This window comes from Methylibium sp. (assembly GCF_035762065.1).
GTDB lineage: Bacteria > Pseudomonadota > Gammaproteobacteria > Burkholderiales > Burkholderiaceae_C > Methylibium.
In genome coordinates, this window is the sequence record NZ_DASTPW010000021.1 from 1 (window position 1) to 18,081 (window position 18,081).

At 72.0% G+C, this 18,081-nt stretch carries 17 protein-coding genes; 7 read left to right on the forward strand and 10 right to left on the reverse strand.

Annotated features, from left to right (window positions below; genetic code table 11):
* The 3 genes from VFR90_RS06495 to murB all read right to left on the reverse strand — a co-directional run.
* A partial coding sequence (locus VFR90_RS06495) for an nSTAND1 domain-containing NTPase (protein ID WP_524538610.1) occupies positions 1 to 2,210 on the reverse strand: 2,210 nt, incomplete at its 3' end.
* Between the two features lie 163 nt (positions 2,211 to 2,373).
* Complete coding sequence (locus VFR90_RS06500; protein WP_326405290.1) at positions 2,374 to 2,781, reverse strand: 4a-hydroxytetrahydrobiopterin dehydratase; 408 nt, start codon at positions 2,779 to 2,781, stop codon at positions 2,374 to 2,376.
* 19 nt (positions 2,782 to 2,800) lie between these two features.
* Complete coding sequence (gene murB / locus VFR90_RS06505) at positions 2,801 to 3,865, reverse strand: UDP-N-acetylmuramate dehydrogenase (RefSeq protein ID WP_414676500.1); 1,065 nt, start codon at positions 3,863 to 3,865, stop codon at positions 2,801 to 2,803.
* Positions 3,866 to 3,928: 63 nt separating this feature from the next.
* Between murB and VFR90_RS06510 the strand changes: the two genes are divergently transcribed.
* On the forward strand, positions 3,929 to 4,417 hold the full coding sequence (locus tag VFR90_RS06510) for a YajQ family cyclic di-GMP-binding protein (protein WP_326405291.1): 489 nt from the start codon (positions 3,929 to 3,931) through the stop codon (positions 4,415 to 4,417).
* Positions 4,418 to 4,453: 36 nt separating this feature from the next.
* Here the strand turns inward: VFR90_RS06510 and VFR90_RS06515 are convergent, their stop codons facing one another.
* Positions 4,454 to 6,553 carry a hypothetical protein gene (locus VFR90_RS06515; RefSeq protein ID WP_326405292.1) on the reverse strand — a complete coding sequence of 700 codons (2,100 nt, stop codon included), beginning with the start codon at positions 6,551 to 6,553 and terminating at the stop codon, positions 4,454 to 4,456.
* Positions 6,554 to 6,735: 182 nt separating this feature from the next.
* Here VFR90_RS06515 and VFR90_RS06520 point away from each other — a divergent pair, with 182 nt between their 5' ends.
* The 3 genes from VFR90_RS06520 to VFR90_RS06530 all read left to right on the forward strand — a co-directional run bounded on the left by VFR90_RS06520 (position 6,736) and on the right by VFR90_RS06530 (position 9,873).
* Positions 6,736 to 7,392: a retropepsin-like aspartic protease family protein gene (locus VFR90_RS06520; protein ID WP_326405293.1), complete on the forward strand. Its 657-nt coding sequence runs from the start codon at positions 6,736 to 6,738 to the stop codon at positions 7,390 to 7,392.
* A 139-nt stretch (positions 7,393 to 7,531) separates the two neighbouring features.
* A complete protein-coding gene (locus tag VFR90_RS06525) occupies positions 7,532 to 8,725 on the forward strand; it encodes an acyl-CoA dehydrogenase family protein (RefSeq protein ID WP_326405294.1) in 1,194 nt (397 codons plus the stop codon).
* A gap of 2 nt (positions 8,726 to 8,727) precedes the next feature.
* Positions 8,728 to 9,873 carry an acyl-CoA dehydrogenase family protein gene (locus VFR90_RS06530; RefSeq protein ID WP_326405295.1) on the forward strand — a complete coding sequence of 382 codons (1,146 nt, stop codon included), beginning with the start codon at positions 8,728 to 8,730 and terminating at the stop codon, positions 9,871 to 9,873.
* A 55-nt stretch (positions 9,874 to 9,928) separates the two neighbouring features.
* Here the strand turns inward: VFR90_RS06530 and VFR90_RS06535 are convergent, their stop codons facing one another.
* The 3 genes from VFR90_RS06535 to VFR90_RS06545 all read right to left on the reverse strand — a co-directional run bounded on the left by VFR90_RS06535 (position 9,929) and on the right by VFR90_RS06545 (position 12,393).
* Positions 9,929 to 11,134 (reverse strand): serine/threonine-protein kinase, encoded by a 1,206-nt coding sequence (locus VFR90_RS06535; protein WP_326405296.1) that lies wholly within the window; start codon positions 11,132 to 11,134, stop codon positions 9,929 to 9,931.
* 13 nt (positions 11,135 to 11,147) lie between these two features.
* Positions 11,148 to 12,074 carry a hypothetical protein gene (locus tag VFR90_RS06540; protein ID WP_326405297.1) on the reverse strand — a complete coding sequence of 309 codons (927 nt, stop codon included), beginning with the start codon at positions 12,072 to 12,074 and terminating at the stop codon, positions 11,148 to 11,150.
* A 100-nt stretch (positions 12,075 to 12,174) separates the two neighbouring features.
* On the reverse strand, positions 12,175 to 12,393 hold the full coding sequence (locus VFR90_RS06545) for a hypothetical protein (RefSeq protein ID WP_326405298.1): 219 nt from the start codon (positions 12,391 to 12,393) through the stop codon (positions 12,175 to 12,177).
* Between the two features lie 27 nt (positions 12,394 to 12,420).
* Here VFR90_RS06545 and VFR90_RS06550 point away from each other — a divergent pair, with 27 nt between their 5' ends.
* Both VFR90_RS06550 and VFR90_RS06555 read left to right on the forward strand, forming a co-directional pair.
* A complete protein-coding gene (locus VFR90_RS06550; RefSeq protein WP_326405299.1) occupies positions 12,421 to 13,155 on the forward strand; it encodes a 16S rRNA pseudouridine(516) synthase in 735 nt (244 codons plus the stop codon).
* A 64-nt stretch (positions 13,156 to 13,219) separates the two neighbouring features.
* Positions 13,220 to 13,810, forward strand: coding sequence for a flavin reductase family protein (locus VFR90_RS06555; RefSeq protein WP_326405300.1), 591 nt, complete (start codon positions 13,220 to 13,222; stop codon positions 13,808 to 13,810).
* A gap of 20 nt (positions 13,811 to 13,830) precedes the next feature.
* Here the strand turns inward: VFR90_RS06555 and VFR90_RS06560 are convergent, their stop codons facing one another.
* The 3 genes from VFR90_RS06560 to VFR90_RS06570 form a co-directional block, all read right to left on the reverse strand.
* Positions 13,831 to 15,399 carry an MFS transporter gene (locus VFR90_RS06560; RefSeq protein WP_326405301.1) on the reverse strand — a complete coding sequence of 523 codons (1,569 nt, stop codon included), beginning with the start codon at positions 15,397 to 15,399 and terminating at the stop codon, positions 13,831 to 13,833.
* Between the two features lie 193 nt (positions 15,400 to 15,592).
* Positions 15,593 to 16,222 carry a response regulator gene (locus VFR90_RS06565; RefSeq protein WP_326405302.1) on the reverse strand — a complete coding sequence of 210 codons (630 nt, stop codon included), beginning with the start codon at positions 16,220 to 16,222 and terminating at the stop codon, positions 15,593 to 15,595.
* A 62-nt stretch (positions 16,223 to 16,284) separates the two neighbouring features.
* The gene (locus VFR90_RS06570) at positions 16,285 to 17,700 is read right to left on the reverse strand and encodes an ATP-binding protein (protein WP_326405303.1); all 1,416 of its coding nucleotides are present in this window, start codon (positions 17,698 to 17,700) and stop codon (positions 16,285 to 16,287) included.
* Positions 17,701 to 17,938: 238 nt separating this feature from the next.
* Between VFR90_RS06570 and pqqA the strand changes: the two genes are divergently transcribed.
* Positions 17,939 to 18,013 (forward strand): pyrroloquinoline quinone precursor peptide PqqA, encoded by a 75-nt coding sequence (pqqA, locus tag VFR90_RS06575; RefSeq protein ID WP_326405381.1) that lies wholly within the window; start codon positions 17,939 to 17,941, stop codon positions 18,011 to 18,013.
* Positions 18,014 to 18,081: the final 68 nt, after the last annotated feature.

Here is an 18,081-nt window from a genome sequence, read left to right on the forward strand (position 1 = left end):
GAAGCCGCCGCATCGTCGGCCGCGAAATCGCGCGCGAGCGGTGCGGTCGGCGCTTCGTCGTCGGGGTGATCCGGGCCGGGGCGCGTGTCGGCGAACAGCGAGGAGTCCGGCTCGAAAGGGTGCTCGTCGTAGCGCATGCGCTGCGGTGGCTCGTCGGCCTGCTCCGCCTCGGCTTCGCGGTCGGGCGTGGCCGCGGTGCCCGCGTTCGCCGGCTCCGCTGCCGCCGACGCCCCCGCGTCGAGGGGCGCTTCGGCGTCGAGCTCGGCCATGGCGCGCGGCGGCATCGAGTCGGACGCTTGCGGCGCAAGGTCGGCGGGCTCGGCTGCGAAGGTGATCGGGGCCGCGGCATGAACGCGCGGCGGCGCGGTCTCGGCTGCACTCGGCACGGCGGCGGCCGGATTCGGCGCGGCGTCCGACGCGCTCGGCGCCGTGTCGGATGCGCCGGGCACCGCCTCGGCCTGCCGTGGCGCAGTGCCGGCGGCCGGCCCGGCGCGCACCTGCTCGGCGTCGGCCGCTTCGGCTTCGGCCGGCTCGGCAGCAGGCAGCCCGACCTCCTCGGGATGGCGGCCCGCGGGTGCGTCCGGCGCGTCGTCTTCTTCGGCACGTCCGGCCCAAGCCAGCGCTTGCCCGGCGTCGCCGGCCGTCGCGACGGCTTCCATGCCCGAGGGCTGCGGCGCTGGCGGGGCCAGCACCGCGTCGATCGACCCACCCGCCACGGCTTCGGTCGGCGCGGTGGGCTCGGCTTCGACCAGCGTGGCTGGCACTGCGGGCTCGGGTTCGGGCCGTGCTGTCGGCTCGACTTCTGCGGGCGCGGCCTGCACGGCTTCGGTCGGCGCGGTCTGCGCGGCGTCGGTTGACGAGACCTGCATGGCCTCGGCCTGCACCTGCGACGGCGCCTCCCGCTCGGCTTCTGCCGGCACTTCGGCCGCAGGCCGCGGGATCGTCGGCGCGTCCGGCTCGCCGGGGACGACGACGCTGAGCGCATGGAACTCGCCCGGCTCGTCGTCGTGCTCGGCCCAGGTCTGGACGTCGTCGGCCACCTCGGCGGCGATCCGCTCCAACCCTGCCGGGCTTTCGCTCGATGTGGCCGGCGGCACCGGCCCGCTCACGGCCACGGCATGCAGCGGTTGCACGGCCGGTGGCGCCGTGGCGGCGCCGGGCAACGGTGGGGCCGCGGCGGCCGCGCGCTGCGGCCGCTGGGCCGCCTGTGCCGGCTCGCGCGCTGCAGCGCCGGCCGGCTCGAGCGTCACCGGCTCGCGCAGCGGTGCGGCGAACTCCAGACCCGGGGCCGCGCCCCGCGGCTCGCCCGCGAATGCCGGCAGCTCGATCGCCTGGGCCGCGGGCGGCGCGCCGCCGTCGAACGGCTCGGGCGCCGCTTCGTCCACCGGCTTGGCCGGCCCCGCCGGCGCCGCGGCCTGCGGCGCCCGGGTGCGCGCGCTGCGCTCGAGCCACCCGGCGATCGACGCATAGACCGCCTCGGTGCGCCCCGTCGGCCGCGCGTCGGGCGGCTGGGTAGGTTGCGGCGCTTGGGCCGCGATCGACGAGAACTCAGCCGGCCCGCGCACGCTCGCCTGGGTGCCGGGAAGCGGTTTGCGCACCGCGTCGAAGCCCTCGATGCGCCGGCGCAGCTGGTGCAGCAGCGGCTCGCCGTCCTCGCGCAGCACCAGCAGGAACTGCACCGGCGACTGCACCAGGTTGATCGCCGCGAGGATCTCGTCGCGCAGCGCGCGCAGGTCGGGGCGTTCGGCCGGCGCGGTCAGGCATTCGTCGAAGCGGTCGAGCACGAGCAGGATGCGCAGCCCGAAGCGCTGCGAAAGCGCCGACAGCTTCTCGCCGAGCCGCACCGGCAGGCCGTCGCCGGCCGCCGCGCGGCGGGCGCGGTCGCCGATCGCGTCGAGCAGCCGCTCGACGAGCGCGTGCCGCGGCGATTCGCCCCAATGATCGAAATAGATGCAGACCTCGGCCGCTTCGCTGCGCGCCGCCCGACGATCAGGGAACGGCAGAACCTGGGCCGTCCGGCTCGGCGGCGGCGGAGGCTGGCGGTCGACCGCGCGGCGCTGCAGCTGCGGCAGCACGCCGGAGGTCAGCAGTTCCGTCATCGAGTCGCCGGCCTCGCCGCACAGCACGGTCAGCCGCGAAGAGCGCAGCTGCTCGGTGAGCCACTGGGCATCGTTCGGCGACGCGGCCCTTTGCGTACCGGATGAGGACATGGTGTTGCTGCGGGAAGTGACGACGTCCGTCGTTTCTGAGAGCGTAGGTACGGCAGCCCGGTGCCGCGGGATGCAGCACGGTCGTGACGACTGGTAAGCGACGCACGGGCAATGCGCGTGCCTTCTTGCTGCGCGGCGCCTGCGCGCCGGCCGGCCGCGCGCCTCAGGCGTCGTACTTGAGGTACTTGAACCGCGCGTCGTCGTTCGGCGTGCCCTCGAGCGCCGCGTCCGCTTCCTTCGCGGGCTGCCACTGGACGACCTCCTCGATCTTCTTCGCCAGCGCGAAGTCCTTCTCCGTCACGCCCTTGGCCGCGTGGTTCACCAGCTTGACGATCACGAAGGCGTAGCTGACGGCGAGGTCCGGGTGGTGCCAGGCGGCCTCGGCAAGGTGGCCGACGGTGTTGACCACCATCAGCGTCGCCTTCCAGCCGCTCGTCTTGTACTTGCGGCGGATCCAGCCGTCCTCGTAGGTCCAGTGCGGCAGCTCGGCGGCCAGCCGGGCGGCGACCTCCTCGGGCGCGTAGACCTCGTCCGCACCGCTCTTTCGCATGCCGTTGTGCCACTGCGTCATCGCGTTCTCCTTCGCGGCCTTACCAGACCACCGGTTCGGGTTCGAGGCGGATGCCGAAACGGCCGTAGACGCTTTCCTGGATCGCCTTGGCCAGCGTGACGATCTCGCCGCCGATCGCCTGGCCTCGGTTCACGAGGACCAGCGCCTGCTTGTCGTAGACGCCCGCCTGGCCGACCGTCTTGCCCTTCCAGCCGCAGGCCTCGATCAGCCAGCCGGCGGCGAGCTTGAAGCTGCCGTCGGGCATCGGGTAGTGCACGACCGAAGGGTCGCGGGCGATGATGTCGCGGCACTGCTCGGGCGTGACCACCGGGTTCTTGAAAAAGCTGCCGGCGTTGCCGATCACCGAAGGGTCGGGCAGCTTGGCGCGGCGGATCGCGCAGATCCAGTCGAACACCAGCTGAGGGCTCGGATGGCTGATGCCGGTCTCGGCGATGCGGCGCTGCAGATCGAGGTAGCCGACCTCCGCGACCGGCGGCTGCGGCAGCGCGAAGCGCACGCGGGTGATCGCGAGGCGGCCCGCCCACGCGTGCTTGAAGACGCTGTCGCGGTAGCCGAAGCGGCAGTCGCTCTTGCCGAACACGCGCATCTGGCCGGTTTCCAGATCGATCGCATCGAGCGAGTCGAAGCGGTCCTTCAGCTCGACGCCGTAGGCGCCGATGTTCTGCACCGGCGAGGCGCCGACGCTGCCCGGGATCAGCGCCAGGTTCTCCAGCCCCGGCAGGCCTTGCGCCATCGTCCACGCGACGAAGCCGTGCCAGTTCTCGCCGGCGCCGGCTTCGACGATCGCGAGCCGTTCGTCGCGGCGCACGAGCCGGCGCCCGGCGATCTCGATCTTCAGCACCAGCGCGTCGAGGTCGCGCGTCAGCACGAGGTTGCTGCCGCCGCCGAGCAGCTTCCTGGGCCAGCGCGCCAGCGCCGGGTCGGCGAGCACCGCGCGCAGTTGCGCTTCGCTTCTCACGCGCACCAGCCGCTCGGCGATCGCCGGCAGGCCGAAGCTGTTGTAGGGCCTCAGGCTCACGCGCGTTTCGAGGCGCACCGCGGGCTCGGCGGCAGGGTCGTGGGGTCGTTGAGGCAGGGCCGACATGGCAGAATTTTTTCCGCCCCGAAGATAGTCGATCCACCCGAACACCATCGTCACGGAACCGCCATGCCCAGCTTCGACACCGTGCTCGAACCCAACCTCGTCGAGGTGCGCAACGCGGTCGATCAGGCCGGCAAGGAGATCGGCACGCGCTTCGATTTCAAGGGCACGTCGGCCAGGGCCGAGCTGAAGGACAAGGAGCTCACGCTCTACGGCGACAGCGACTTCCAGCTCGCCCAGGTGATGGACGTGCTGATGGCCAAGCTCACCAAGCGCAGCGTCGATGCGCGCTTCCTCGACACCAGCGCCAAGCCCGAAAAGATCGGCGGCGACAAGCTCAAGCAGAAGATCGTCGTCAAGGCCGGCATCGACGGCGACACCGCGAAGAAGATCCAGCAGGCGGTGAAAGCCAGCAAGCTGAAGGTGCAGGCGGCCATCCAGGGCGACACGGTGCGCGTGACCGGCGCGAAGCGCGACGACCTGCAGGCGGCGATGGCGCTGATCAAGAAGGAAGCGGCCGACGCGCCGCTCACGTTCACGAACTTCCGCGACTGAGCGCGCGCTGCCGCGCGCGGCAGCTCGGCCGGCTCGCTACAAGCCGTTCAGACGGTCGAGCATGTCGTTGCGCTCACTTCGACGCCAGTGCCGGACATCGCGCGCGGTCCGTCCCGGCAGCGGGTCGTCCACGGCGAGTGTGTTCCGCGCCCATCCCTCGATGGCGGCACGCAAGGCGGCCCTTTCCTGTGGCTGGTCCGCAACGAGCAGGCTCTCGAAGTTGTCGATCAGGTTTCCCAGTACCTGCGCCTGGTCCGCGTCGGGCAGGTCCGTCATGGCGGCGCGAATCGCGGCGAATCGTTGCGGCTGACCGCCGGCGGGCCACTGCGCGATGTCGTCGGCCAAGGCGCGCAGCGGCATGGCTCGCTGCGGACGCGGCAACTGGGCGATGCCCTCGCGCAGCACGTCGAAGCCGTTGGCGAAATCGTCGTTCTGGGCCAGCAAGCCCAAGGTCGTCAGGAGGTGGTGCATGGGCGCCGCGCCGAGGTCCGCCGGCTGGCCCGCGATCGTCGTCAACAGCTGCTGCGTGAGCTCGGCGCGCTCGGCCGGCGCCACGGCCGGGATGGCGCGCGCTAGCGCGGCCAGCACGGGCGGGCGATGCTGGGCGTCCAAGGCGCTCGCCCACCCGATGCCCTCGCGGACGACGTCGCCGCGCTCCCGCGCGAACACCTGCGGGGCGATCAGCCGCACGAGAACTTCGGCCCGCTGCGGCTCCGGCAGCGCCTGCAGGGCCTGATGCGCGGAGCGCAGGGCGTCGAGCTGCATGTGAGGCGGGATGTCGGCGATCCGCGCCACCCAGGCGGTCATCGGCGCTTGATGGATCGGTCCGCCCTGGCCGGCCAGCGCGACGGCCCGGGGCAAGTCCTCCATCAAGGCCCGCGGCCGGTCCGCCGCCGGAAGGAAACGGGCCTGGTTGAACAGCGCGGTGAGCGCCGGCGCCATCGCGTCTTCGGGCAGCTGCTCGATGGCATGCCTGAGCGCGAAGGTCTCCCACGACCGCTCCCGCAGCGGCAAATGCGGCAGCATGCCGGCCAGCGCGCGCAAGGGCTCGGCCCGCTCGGCCAGCGGCAGTGCCTGGACCGCGTCGCGGACCCCGCGCATGCCCTGGCGGCGCTGCGAATCGGCGGGGGTCGGTTGCGCCTCCTCGCCCTCGGGCGGCAGCGCGGCGATGCCGAGCGCCAGCGACACCAGCATCGCCGGGCGCTGGTGTGCGGGCGACTCGGCGACGGCCGCCAGGCCGGTGGCGATTCGGCGCAGCTCGAGCACGGGCGGCGCGTTGCGAAGCGATCCGAGCAGCGCCTGCATCGACGTCGTGCGGCGGTCCGGCGGCAGGCGATCGACCGCGGCGAAGCTCGCGTTCAGGGCGGCGTGCCGTTGCGCCGGATGCATGCGCTGCTGGACTGTCAGCAGAGCCGGCAGCAGCATGCCCCGCACCGGCGCGGGCTCGCGTTCGACCTGCGTCAGCAGCGCCGGCCAGGCTGCGCCGAGCTGCTGCGGCGGCAGCGACAGCCACGCCTGCTGCGTCAGTGTGCTCAGCAGCCGGGGGCGCAGCGGTCGCGGCAGCTCCGCAACCTGCTCCAGGCTTGCGAGGAAAGCCGGCAGCCGTTGCGGCGCCGGCAGTTCGGCCATGCGCGGGATGAGGGCCTGCAAGGCCCGCGACCGCGGCCGGCTGTCGAGCGCGAGAACGGTGCCCCGGGCAGGCGCGGCAGGGTCGCCGAGCAGTTCGCGAAAGCCCTGCGCCGTCTGCACGCGGCTGGTGGCGAGCATCACGCGATCGGCCTGCAACTCGGGCGCCTCGCTCGCCGCGAACGACTTCGAGGCCACGGCGAGGGCCGCGCGTGCGCGCGGGCCGAGGCGGCTGCCGAGCGCCTCGAAGGCGTCGTTCGGCAGATCGGCCAGCGCGCCGCGAGGCGGCGGCAGCACGATCGCGGCAGGCGGCGGCAGGAGCGTGGTGCGCGGCGGCCGCGGCGCGTCGGCGCCGCCCGGAGACGACGGCGACGCCGAGTCCCGTGCCTGCAGGCCGTCGGGGCTCGTCGCACGTCGGCTCGGACCGGCGCCCGACGACGACGTCGGGCGTTGGCGCGGCGGGCTCGCCGGCGGCGACGAACCCGAGATGGACCCGATGGTGCGTTTCATGTCGGCAAGCGAATGGCGTGAACCGAGTGTGCGAACGCCGCACGTCGGCCGCACCCGGGCGGCGAAGCGTTCGATGCCCAGGCGAACCGGCGCCCGGCTTCACCGGGGTTTCTGTGACCGAGTGCTGTCGCGGCGCCGCCGTCGGCAGCGCGACGCCTCGGCTCTGGCCGAACATGCGGCGCATGAAACCGTCTGCCCTGCCGATCGCCGCGCTGCTGTCAGCCCTCGTCTCCACCGCGGTGCAGGCCGAAGGCCGCAGCGTCGCGCTGACCGGCCAGATGGGCCGGCAGGCGCTGCTTTCGATCGACGGCGCCGCGCCCAGGGTGCTGGCCGTCGGCTCCAGCGTGCAGGGCGTGCGGCTGCTGTCGGTCGATGCGAACCAGGCGGTGGTCGAGATCGACGGCAAGCGCCGCACGGTGCGTCTGGGCGAAGCCGCGGTGCGCTTCGGCGGCGACGGCGGCGCTTCGAACGGCAGCACGGTGTCGCTGTCCAGCGACGGCCGCGGCCACTTCATCGCCAACGGCCAGATCAACGGCCGCGGCGTGCGGATGATGGTGGACACCGGCGCCACCACGGTCGCGATGGGCGAGGACGAAGCGCAGCGCCTGGGCATCACCTACAAGAACGGCCAGCGCATCGGCGTGAGCACCGCCAACGGCGTGACGGCCGCCTACCGGGTGCAGCTGAATTCGGTGCGCATCGGCGACGTCGAGGTGTTCAACGTCGAGGCCACCGTCGCGCCGATGCCGATGCCCTACGTGCTGCTCGGCAACAGCTACCTCAACCGCTTCCAGATGAAGCGCGAGAACGACACCCTCACGCTCGAACGCCGGTTCTGACCGCCCTGCGCTCCTCGGCCGCGCGCGGCCGAGCCGGCGGCGATGCCGGAGCGGCGGCGCTCGTGGGTCTGTCGTCGCCGGGACAGACCTTCTTCGAACGGTCGTGCTAAACCTGTGCGCCCGCTGCAGGAGACGTGCGATGGACCTTCGATTCACGCCTGAGGAACAGGCCTTCCGCGACGAGGTTCGGGGCTGGGTGGCGGCCAACCTGCCCGCGGACATCTCCTTCAAGGTGAAGCACGCGCTGCGGCTCGACAAGAGCGACCACCAGCGCTGGGCGCGCATCCTCGGCAAGCAGGGCTGGCACGGCTGGGCCTGGCCCAAGGCCTTCGGCGGCCCCGGCTGGAACGCGGTGCAGCGCCACCTGTTCGAAGAGGAATGCGCGCTGGCCGGCGCGCCGCGCATCGTGCCCTTCGGGCCGGTGATGGTCGCGCCGGTCATCATGGCCTTCGGCTCGCCCGAGCAGCAACGGCGCTTCCTGCCCGGGATCATGAGCGGCGAGGTCTGGTGGAGCCAGGGCTACAGCGAGCCGGGCTCGGGCTCCGACCTCGCCTCGCTCAAGTGCAAGGCCGAGCGACGCGGCGACAAGTACATCGTCAATGGCCAGAAGACCTGGACCACGCTCGGCCAGCACGGCGACTGGATCTTCTGCCTCGTGCGCACCGACACCAGCGGCAAGCCGCAGACGGGCATCAGCTTCCTGCTGATCGACATGAAAAGCCCGGGCGTCAGCGTGCGGCCGATCATCACGATGGACGGCGAGCACGAGGTCAACGAGGTCTGGTTCGACAACGTCGAGGTGCCGGCCGACCAGCTGGTCGGCGAGGAGAACAAGGGCTGGACCTACGCCAAGTACCTGCTCGCGCACGAGCGCACCAACATCGCCGACGTGAACCGCGCGAAGCGCGAGCTGGAGCGGCTCAAGCGCGTCGCGCAAGCCGAGGGCCTGATGGGAAACGGCAGCGACGACCTGCGCTGGCGCGACCGCATCGCGCAGGTCGAGGTCGATGTGGTGGCGCTCGAGATGATGGTGCTGCGCGTGCTCAGCGCGGAGAAGTCGGGCAAGCAGAGCCTCGACGTCGCCGGCCTGCTGAAGATCCGCGGCTCCGAACTGCAGCAGCAGTACACCGAGCTCATGATGCTGATCGGCGGGCCGCTGGTGCGTGCCTTCGTCTTCGAGGCGATGGAAGCCGGCTGGCAAGGCGACCACGTCGGGGCCGCGCACCTGGCGCCGCTCGCCTCGACCTACTTCAACACTCGCAAGACGACGATCTACGGCGGCTCGAACGAAGTGCAGAAGAACATCGTCGCGCAAACCGTCCTGGGAAGCTGAGCATGGACTTCGACTTCACCGACGACCAGAACTCGCTGCGCGACGCCGTCGCGCGCTGGGTCGACAAGGGCTTCGGCTTCGAGCGGCGGCATGCGCTGGCCAAGGCCGGCGGCAAGACGCGCGAGGTCTATGGCGAACTGGCCCAGCTGGGCCTCGCCGCGCTCGCGCTGCCCGAGGCCGACGGCGGCATGGGCTTCGGCGCCGTCGAGGCGATGGTGGTGATGGAGGAACTCGGCCGCGGGCTCGTCAATGCGCCCTTTGCCGAGGCGGCGCTGGTGACGCCGGCGCTGCTCGCGAAGGCGCCTCAAAGGCTGCGCGAAGCCTGGTGCGCCCGCATCGCCGACGGCTCCGCGCTGGTCGTCCCGGCGCTCCAGGAGCGCGCGGCCCGCTACCGGCTCGCGCACGTGACCACGCGTGCGGTCGAAGCCGGCGGCACGTGGCGACTCAGCGGCGCCAAGCAGCTCGTGCCGGCCGGCGACGAAGCCGATGCCTTCATCGTCCCCGCGCGCACCCACGCGGCCGGCACCGGCGACGACGACGATCCGACCGGCATCGCGCTCTTCCTCGTCGAGCGCGGCGCCGAAGCTTCGGCCCTGCGCGCCTACCCGACGCAGGACGGCGCCCGTGCCGCCGACCTGACGCTCGCCTCGACGCCCGCGGCGCTGATCGCGCGCGACGCCCACGACACGATCGAGCACGCCGCCGACGTCGGCCTCGCCGCCGCCTGCGCCGAAGCCGTCGGCGCGATGGACAAGCTGCTCGCCATCACCGTCGAGTACATGAACACGCGCAAGCAGTTCGGCGTGACGATCGCGAGCTTCCAGGCGCTGCGCCATCGCATCGCCGACGTGAAGATGCAGCTCGAACTCGCGCGCTCGATGAGCTACTTCGCGACGCTCAAGCTCGGCGAGGCGCGCGCCACCCGCCGGCGCGCGCTCTCGCAGGCCAAGCTGCAGCTCGGCCAGAGCATGCGTTTCGTGAGCCAGCAGTGCATCCAGCTGCACGGCGGGATCGGCGTGACCGACGAGTACGTCGCGAGCCACTACTTCAAGCGTTTGGCGATGCTCGAGCTGGCCTGGGGCGACAGCGTGCACCACCTCGGCGAGGTCAGCGCGCGGATGCAGGACACGGCGGGCGTGTTCGCCTGACGCCGCGTCCCCGAGACGCGGCCGTTCACTCGGGCGCGTCCGACCCAGTCGAACGTCAGTGCCAGCCGTCCTCGTCGTCGGACGCGCCGGCTCGGTGGGCGTCCAGGAGTTGCTGCAGTGGCATGCGGTACTCCGGCCCGAGGGTACCGATCGACTGCTCGATGGCCACACTCGCGAGCTGCTCATCGTCCGGGTCCATGCCTGCAAGATCGCCGATGAGGCGCTCGAGCACGTCGGCGTGGGCTCGCGGGGGCAGGCCGGGCAGCGCTGCCAGGATCGCCCGGAAGCGAGCCGCTTGTCCCTGTACTTCCCAACCTTCGTCCGGATCGGTGATTTCGCGAGCGAGCACATTCAACGCGACCGCGCGTTGCGGCGCCGCGAGTGGGGCGATCGCTTGGTACAGCGCCGCGAAACGCAAATCGTCGGGGTCGCCTCCTTGCGCAGGCCGTACGTTGCGGATCAGCTGGCCCAGCAGCGGAGCCGCGATGGACGGCGGCTGCAGGGCGACGGCTGCGGCGAGCTGCCGGCTCAGCTCGGCTGCCGCGTCCAAGTTCAGTCTCGGCAGGTTCGCCACGAGGTTCGCCAGCGGCAGCGGCTGGTATGCCAGAGGCTGGGCCGCGGTGACCACCATCAGCAGCTGTGCCACCCCCTCTCGTTCGGGTTGGGGCAGCACTGCGAGGTCGTTCGCCATGGTGCCGAGCGGGTGCTGACGCTGCTCGGCGGGCAGGTCGGCGAGTTGCCGCAAGAATTGATCGCGAGCGCTGGGGCGTTCCTCGGGCGGCAGCGAGCCGATCGAAAACGCGAGCGCGGACAGCGGGTTCCCGCGCAGCGCCCCCGGCAGGGACTGGACCCAGTCCATCCCCTCGGCAAAGAAGCTGATGCGGTGCTCGGTCAGCAGGTCCGGCCGCAGCAACAGCGGCAGCACCGAGGCCTGCTGCGCGTCCGACAGCGGCTGCATCAGCCGATGCGCATCGCGCAGCAGCCCGCGCTGGGCATGCGGCGACAGGACTGGAAGGCGCTCGATCAGTTCGGCCAGCGGTAGCGGCTGCCCTGCTTGCAGCTCCGGTTGGGACTGCGCGGCCAGCGTCGCCGTGATGGCGCCGGCGAGGTGGCCGTGCATGGCTCTTGCTCGCACCGTGGGATCGAGCCAGTCGATCTGCAAGATCAACGCATTGAGCAACGGGGCCTGCATCGGCGTCGGAAGCTGCGTGACCGCATCCTGTATCGCAGCCATTTCCAAGTAGCGCTCGTGCAGCGGCAACGCGGGCAACGCTTCAGCCAGTAAGCCGTACAACGCAGCCCGCTCGGGGGTGGGCGTGGCAGGGAGTGCGGCAACCTGCGACACAGCGCTCGACGACGGGGCGAGTGCGGCTTCGCCCGGCCGAGCAATCTCCCGGCGAATCGCGCGCATCGCTTCGCGAAGCTCCGAGCCGCCGCGCACCGCCTCCTTCCTCGGAGGGCGGCAGTGCGCCCATGTGGCGCAGCAGCACCTCGAGCAGCAAGCCACGGTCGTTGTGCGCAAGTGTCGCGATCGCGGCGACGAACGCCCGGAATGTCGCTGCGGTGGGCTGCGCGTCCGGCTGGGTGGCCGACGCAAGCAGCGCGTTCAGCGGCGCCGCGCGTCGCATCTGCGGCAGCTGCGCAATCGCGGCCAAGCCGGCTTCGATTCCGGCCTGCCGCTGCTGCATCGGCCACTCGCCGACGCGCCCGAACAGCGCCGTCAGATGCGACTGGCGGAACTCGGGGTCCGCTTGGCTTGCGATGCGCGGCAGCAGCGCCTGAGCGGTCGCCGCAAGCGCAGCGGCGGGCAGCGATCCCGCCGCTGCAACGAGCTCATGCAGCACCGATGACTGCTGCGCCGGCGGGATCGACGACGCCGCCTCCAGGCTTGCCGTAAAGGCGCGCGGCCGGTCGGCCTCCGGCAGCGCGGGAATGCGGCCGATCAATCCGGACAGAGTCTGCAAGCGATGCCGGCCCTCCGTCGCGAGCACGGTGTTGGCGGCCATCCCTGATGTCGCATTGCTTCCCAACAAGGCCTCGAAGGCCGCCGCGGTGTCGATCTGTCCGACAGCGCGCATGAGCCGGCCGGCCTGCAGATCCGGCCCAAGCCACAGCGCATGCGACTTGCCGGTCCGCGCCAGTTGCGCCAGGTCAGGCCCCTGCAGTGCGGCGGCGACCCGCTCGTAGGCGTCGAAGGGCAATGCGTGTAGCGCGTCGGGCGGGAGAGTCGCGGCGCGCGGGGGTGATGCCCTGCTGTCCGCCTGAGCGGTGGAAGATCCTGCGCGCGGCGATGGCAGGTCATCAGTCCGTTGGCGCTTGCGCGACTCGGGCGATGCGGGTCGGCGCGCCGACGGACTCGAAGGCGAGGAAGGCGGCGACGATGGCGAACGCGGTGGCGAACCCGACCCAGAGCCGATGGAGCGTTTCATAGGCGACGCCTGAACGATGGCCACGCAGTCTCCCCAGGCCGCGCGGCAGCCGTCGGCGGTCGCACGAAGCCAGCATCGGCTTTGCGAACATCGTGCACTCCACCAAGCGAGGTCCGACGTGCGCTGGTCCCACCTGCTCTTCACCCAAGGTTTCGGCACGCGTCGCGAGTGCGAGGCGCTGGTCGCCGGCGGCCGCGTGGCCCATGGCGGCGCGGCGATCGACGATCCCGAGGCCGAGGCCGACGTTGCAGAGGGCTTCGCGTTCGAGGTTGACGGCCGCGCGTGGCCGTGGCACGAGCGAGCGCTGATCCTGCTGCACAAGCCGGCCGGCTACGAGTGCTCGCAGAGGCCCGGTGCCCATCCGAGCGTGATGACGCTGTTGCCGGCACCGCTGCGCCAGCGCGGCAAGGGTGGCGTGCAGGCGGTCGGCCGGCTCGATGCGGACACCACCGGCGCGCTGCTGCTCACCGACGACGGGCCGCTGCTGCATCGCCTCACCTCGCCGAAGCACCACGTGCCGAAGGTCTACGAGGTGACTGCGAAGCACGCGGTCGACGATGCGCAGATCGCGCGGTTGCTCGAAGGCGTGGTGCTGCGTGACGAGGCGCGCGAAGCGCGCGGCGACCCGGCGCCGGTGCGTGCGCTCGCCGCCGAACGCACCGGCGCGACGACGCTGCGGCTCACGCTCGGCGAAGGCAAGTACCACCAGGTCAAGCGCATGCTGGCCGCCGTGGGCAACCGCTGCGAGGCGCTGCATCGATCGGCGATCGGCTCGCTGACCTTGCCCGACGAGCTCGCGCCGGGCCAGTGGTGCTGGCTGGGCAGCGAAGACCGCCGCCGTCTGCTGGCTTAGCGCTGCGCCGCGGCCCGCTGCGGCGCGGCTCGTCACACTTGCCGTCCGCCCGCTGGAGCACTTCATGCCTTCGAACTTCCGCCCCGTCGCGCTCCATCACGCGAGCCGGCTCGTCAACCACGGCCCGACGGTGCTCGTGACCAGCGCGCACGGCGGCCGCCGCAACGTGATGGCGGCGGCGTGGTCGATGCCGGTCGAGTTCACGCCGCCGCGCATCGCGGTCGTGATCGACAAGAAGACGTGGACGCGCGAGCTCGTCGTGGCCGCCGGGGGCTTCGGCCTCTGCCTGCCAGGCACCGGGCTGGTCGACGTGACGCATGCGGTGGGCCAGTCGAGCGGCCGGGAGCACGACAAGTTCTCCGCCTTCGGCATCGCCGCCGCGGCCGGCCCGGTGCTCGGCATGCCGATCGTCGAAAGCGGCTGCGCGGCCTGGCTCGAATGCCGGCTGATCCGCGAGCCGCACACCGAGGACGCCTACGACACCTGTTTCGGCGAGGTCGTCGCTGCCGCGGCCGACCCGCGCGTGTTCGCCGACGGCCACTGGAGCTTTCGCGACGACAACGCCGAGCTGCAGACCATCCACCACCTCGGCGGTGGCCAGTTCGTGCGGCCCGGCGGCGTGCTGCACGCGGTGCCGCCGCAAGCGGGCGGCTGAGGCGGCAGCGCGCTCGGGCCTCAGGCCCCCGCCTCGCTGCCGTGCGGCGCGCTTGTTCCGGAGCGCAGCGTGAGCTTCGCCATCACCGCCGTCGCCGCGAGCAGCGTGGCGCCGATCCACAGCGTGACACGCTGGCCCTGCACGAAAGCGTCGTGCGCCGCGCCGAGCAGCGCGCTGCCGCCCGGTTGCTGCGCGAGGCTCGCCGCGCCGGCGAGCGTGGCGCGGGCGGCGTCGAGCGCCGCGCCGGCCGGCACCGCCCCCGCGTCGGCGTCGGCCATCGCCACGCGGTAGATCGCGGTGCCGAGGCTGCCGAAGATCGCGATGCCGAGGGCGCCGCCGAATTCGGCGCAGGTTTCGCTCATGGCCGAAGCCGCGCCCGCGCGTTCGGGTTCGACGCTGCCGACGATCAGCTCGGTGGCCAGCGTGAACACCGGCGCCATGCCGATCGCCTGCAGCAGCAGGCCGCCGACCACGAGCGCCGGGCCGCTGGCCGGGCCGGCCGCCGCGAGCACGAGCAACGACACCGCGCTGATCGCAAGCCCGCCGACGATCAGCACGCGGACCGAGACGCGCCCGACCAGCCGCGGCGTCACCGTCGAGCCGACGACGAAGCCCAGCGCCGAAGGCACCATCCACCAGCCGGCCTGCAGCGCGTTCAGCCCGAGCACCAGCTGCAGGTACTGCGCGATGAACACGAACACGCCGAACATCACCAGCCCGCCGGTCATGTAGATCACCAGCGCCGGCGTGAAGCCATGCGCACGGAACAGGCCCAGGTCGATCAGCGGTTCGGCGAGCCGGCGCTGGCGGTGCACGAAGGCGACGCCGACCGCCAGGCCGGCGAGCATCGCGGCCCAGGGCAGCAGCGCGGCCGGCGAATCGAGCACGAAGCCCTGCTCGGCGAGGCGCTTGAGGCCGTAGATCGTCGGCAGCACCGCGGCGATCGACATCGCGGCGCTGGGCAGATCGATGCGGCGCGCCTGCGGGTCGCGGAACTCGGGCAGGAGCGACGGACCGAGCGCGAGCAACAGCAGCATCACCGGCACGTTGATCAGGAAGGCCGCGCGCCAGGAGAAGAATTCGATCAGCGCGCCGCCGACCACCGGCCCGATCGCCGCGCCGAGCGAGAACGACGAGATCCAGATGCCGATCGCGGTGGTGCGCTGGCGCGGGTCGTGGAACATGCTGCGGATCAGCGACAGCGTCGAAGGCGCGAGCGTCGCGCCGGCCACGCCGAGCAGTGCACGCGTCGCGATCAGCATGCCGGCGCTGTTCGACGCGGCGGCCAGCACCGAGGCCACGCCGAAGGCCGCCGCGCCGATCAAGAGCAGGCGGCGCCGGCCGATGCGGTCGCCCAGCGTGCCCATCGTCACCAGCATGCCGGCGACCATGAAGCCGTAGATGTCGATGATCCACAGCAGCTGCGAGGGCGTGGGCTGCAGCTCGCGCGCAAGCGCCGGCACCGCGAGGTTCAGCACCGTCAGGTCCATCGAATACAGCAGGCAGGGCAGCGCGATGACGGCCAGGCCGATCCATTCGCGACGGCCTGCGCGCAGCGGCGGGTTCAGGGCGGCAGTGGTGGAGCTCATGAAGCGGTGTCCACGAAGGTGCGATACCGGCACGACGCGCCGGCGGTGCGCCGATCGACATCGGCGCGGCGTCTTTTTGTTGCGGCGCGGCCCGGTCGAGCTGAAGGTTGCCGGCGCGGCGACGCGGCAGCCCAGCTTTCGGGAGCCGGGCACCCGCGCCGCGGAGGCCGCCGCAGTGTCGGCGAAACGCCGCTCAGGCCTCGATCAAGCCCCACCTCAACGCGACGAGCGTGATCTCGCTCTGGTTGCTCGCGCCGAGCTTCTGCTTGATGTGGTAGAGGTGCGTGCCGACGGTGCTGGGCGAAAGCTTCAGCGTCTCGGCGATCTGCGCGACGCTCGCGCCTCTGGCGAGGTGCAGGAAGACCGAGAACTCGCGTTCGCTCAGGGTCTCGGCTGGGCTGGCCTCGCCGTCGAGCTGCGCGACCGCGAGCCGCTGCGCCGTCTGCGCATCGACATAGCGCTCGCCGCGCGCGACCGCGCTCACCGCCGCGATCAGCGCCTCGGGCGCGGCTCGCTTGGCCAGGTAGCCGAGCGCGCCGGCGCGCAGCACGCGCTGCGGATGCGCGGTGTCCTCGTGTGCCGAAAGCACCAGGATGCGCAGCTTGGCGTCCTGCGCGAGCAGCCGCCGCACCGCTTCCAGACCGCCCATGCCGGGCATCGAGAGGTCCATCACGACGACATCGGGCTTGGCCTTCGGCACCTGCTGGCAGGCTTCCTCGCCGGTATCGGCCTCGGCGACGACCTCGACGCCGGCATTCGCGAGCAGCATCCTGAAACCCATGCGCACAACGGCATGGTCGTCGACGAGCATCACGCGGGTCATGTCACCTCCTCATGGGTTCGGCGCAGCCAAACCCATGCGCACGACGGCATGGTCGTCGCGGGTCATGCGACTTCCTTCTGCGGCATCACGGCGGCGGGCTCCTCGTCCTCGATGCCGGCAGGCAGCCAGACTTCGAGCGCCACGCCGCCGCCTTCGGCGTTCGCGATGCCCAAAGCGCCGCCGAGCGCCTCGACGCGCTCGGTGAGCCAGCGCAGCCCGTAGTGATCGCCGTCGGTGCGCGCGCGTTGCTGCCAGTCGGGCGCGAGGCCGCGGCCGTCGTCGCGAACCACGAGGCGGGTGCCCGGCTCGCCGCCGCGCTCGGCCGCGGCGAGCGTGATGCGGACCTTGCGCGCCTGGCCGTGGCGCAGCGCGTTGGTCAAGCCCTCCTGCGCGGCGCGATAGACCGCGAGCGTCGCTTCGCTGCCGAGCTCGACCTGGCTCAGCGCGACGTCGAGCGCGAGTTCGAGCTGCGGATGCGCGACGCGGCTGCGCTCGGCGAGATCGCGCAGCGCATCGGCGAGGCCGAAGACGTCGAGCACCAGCGGCGCGAGCCGCGGGATCAGCCCGTGCATCGCGTCGTACAGGCGCGAGCTCTCGTCGGCGATCACGCGCGCCGCCCGCGCGGCGTCGGCGTCGCGCGGTTCGACGCGCTGCGCGACGCTCAACGCGAGGCTGCGGATGCCGGTGACCGACTGGCCCAGCTCGTCGTGCAGCTCGCGCGCGATCAGCCTGCGCTCCTGTTCGAGATGGCGGTCGATCCAGCGGGCCAGGTCGCGCCGGTCGGACAGCTCGCGCTCGGCCTGCGCGACGCGGCGCTCGGCTTCGATGCGTTCGCCGACGCCCGCGGCCATGCGGTTGAACGCCTGCCCGATCGTCGCCGCTTCGCTGCCGGCCAGCGGTGGCAGGCGCACGTCGAGTTCACCGCCTTCGAGCCGGCCGAGCGCGCCGACGATGTCGCGAAACGGCCGCACCGCGCCGCCGACGAGCCCGTGCACCACCACGTTGATCGCCACCAGCAGCAGGGCCGCGACGACGGTCAGCTCGACGAGCTGGTCCCAGGCGTCGAGGATCGCGCGCGACGGGTCGGCGCGGATCGCGAGCCGGCCGTCGGGAAAGCCGATCGAGCGCTCGGTCGGCGGCGGCGCGACCAGCGGCTCGAACCACTCGGGCGCGTCGCGGCCCGACTTGTAGGGCGACGGCGGCGAGCGGTAGACCTCGGCACCGGCCGCGTCGTAGAGCAGGATCTCGTTGGCCCGCACGCGGCCCAGTCCGTGCAGGAAGGCCAGCATCGCCTGGTTGCCCTGCGCCGCTTGCAGCCACACGGTGCGGTTGAGCAGCTGCGAGGCGACGCGGTTGGCGGCCTCGACCTCCTCGCGCACCGAGTCGCGCGCGCCGCGCAGCTGCAGGCCGATCACGACCAGCATGAACAGCGTGACCAGCACGCCGACGATGAGGTGGATCTTCAGGCGCAGGCTCATGTCAGGGCATGGTATCGAGCGGCTGCGCCCGTACCGGCTCGGCCCGACCGAGGGGCGACCCGGAGGTCGATTCAAGAAAATCTTGAGGTCGCAATCAAGGGCCGGCGGCTGGTGGCCGGTGCCGGGCGAGCGCACAGTCATCCACGAGTCGAGCCGATCTTCGGTGCCGGCTCCGCGGGACTGGAATCCGCCAGGCCCGGCGACACCGAAGCGTTTCTTCATCTTCAAGGAGACCGACATGGCCTGGACCAAGCCCCAAGCGACCGATCTGCGTTACGGCTTCGAGATCACGATGTACATCTCGAACCGCTGATCGAAGCGTTTCCAGTTCGACGAAAGCCCGCCACCCGGCGGGCTTTCTGCTTTCCGGGGCGTATCGGT

Bases quoted from the DNA above. Each gene is read 5' to 3' on its own strand.
- VFR90_RS06500 (WP_326405290.1), bottom strand. From the start codon at position 2,781: ATGACGCAGTGGCACAACGGCATGCGAAAGAGCGGTGCGGACGAGGTC.
- murB (WP_414676500.1), bottom strand. From the start codon at position 3,865: ATGTCGGCCCTGCCTCAACGACCCCACGACCCTGCCGCCGAGCCCGCG.
- VFR90_RS06510 (WP_326405291.1), top strand. From the start codon at position 3,929: ATGCCCAGCTTCGACACCGTGCTCGAACCCAACCTCGTCGAGGTGCGC.
- VFR90_RS06515 (WP_326405292.1), bottom strand. From the start codon at position 6,553: ATGAAACGCACCATCGGGTCCATCTCGGGTTCGTCGCCGCCGGCGAGC.
- VFR90_RS06520 (WP_326405293.1), top strand. From the start codon at position 6,736: ATGAAACCGTCTGCCCTGCCGATCGCCGCGCTGCTGTCAGCCCTCGTC.
- VFR90_RS06525 (WP_326405294.1), top strand. From the start codon at position 7,532: ATGGACCTTCGATTCACGCCTGAGGAACAGGCCTTCCGCGACGAGGTT.
- VFR90_RS06530 (WP_326405295.1), top strand. From the start codon at position 8,728: ATGGACTTCGACTTCACCGACGACCAGAACTCGCTGCGCGACGCCGTC.
- VFR90_RS06545 (WP_326405298.1), bottom strand. From the start codon at position 12,393: ATGTTCGCAAAGCCGATGCTGGCTTCGTGCGACCGCCGACGGCTGCCG.
- VFR90_RS06555 (WP_326405300.1), top strand. From the start codon at position 13,220: ATGCCTTCGAACTTCCGCCCCGTCGCGCTCCATCACGCGAGCCGGCTC.
- VFR90_RS06560 (WP_326405301.1), bottom strand. From the start codon at position 15,399: ATGAGCTCCACCACTGCCGCCCTGAACCCGCCGCTGCGCGCAGGCCGT.
- VFR90_RS06565 (WP_326405302.1), bottom strand. From the start codon at position 16,222: ATGACCCGCGTGATGCTCGTCGACGACCATGCCGTTGTGCGCATGGGT.
- VFR90_RS06570 (WP_326405303.1), bottom strand. From the start codon at position 17,700: ATGAGCCTGCGCCTGAAGATCCACCTCATCGTCGGCGTGCTGGTCACG.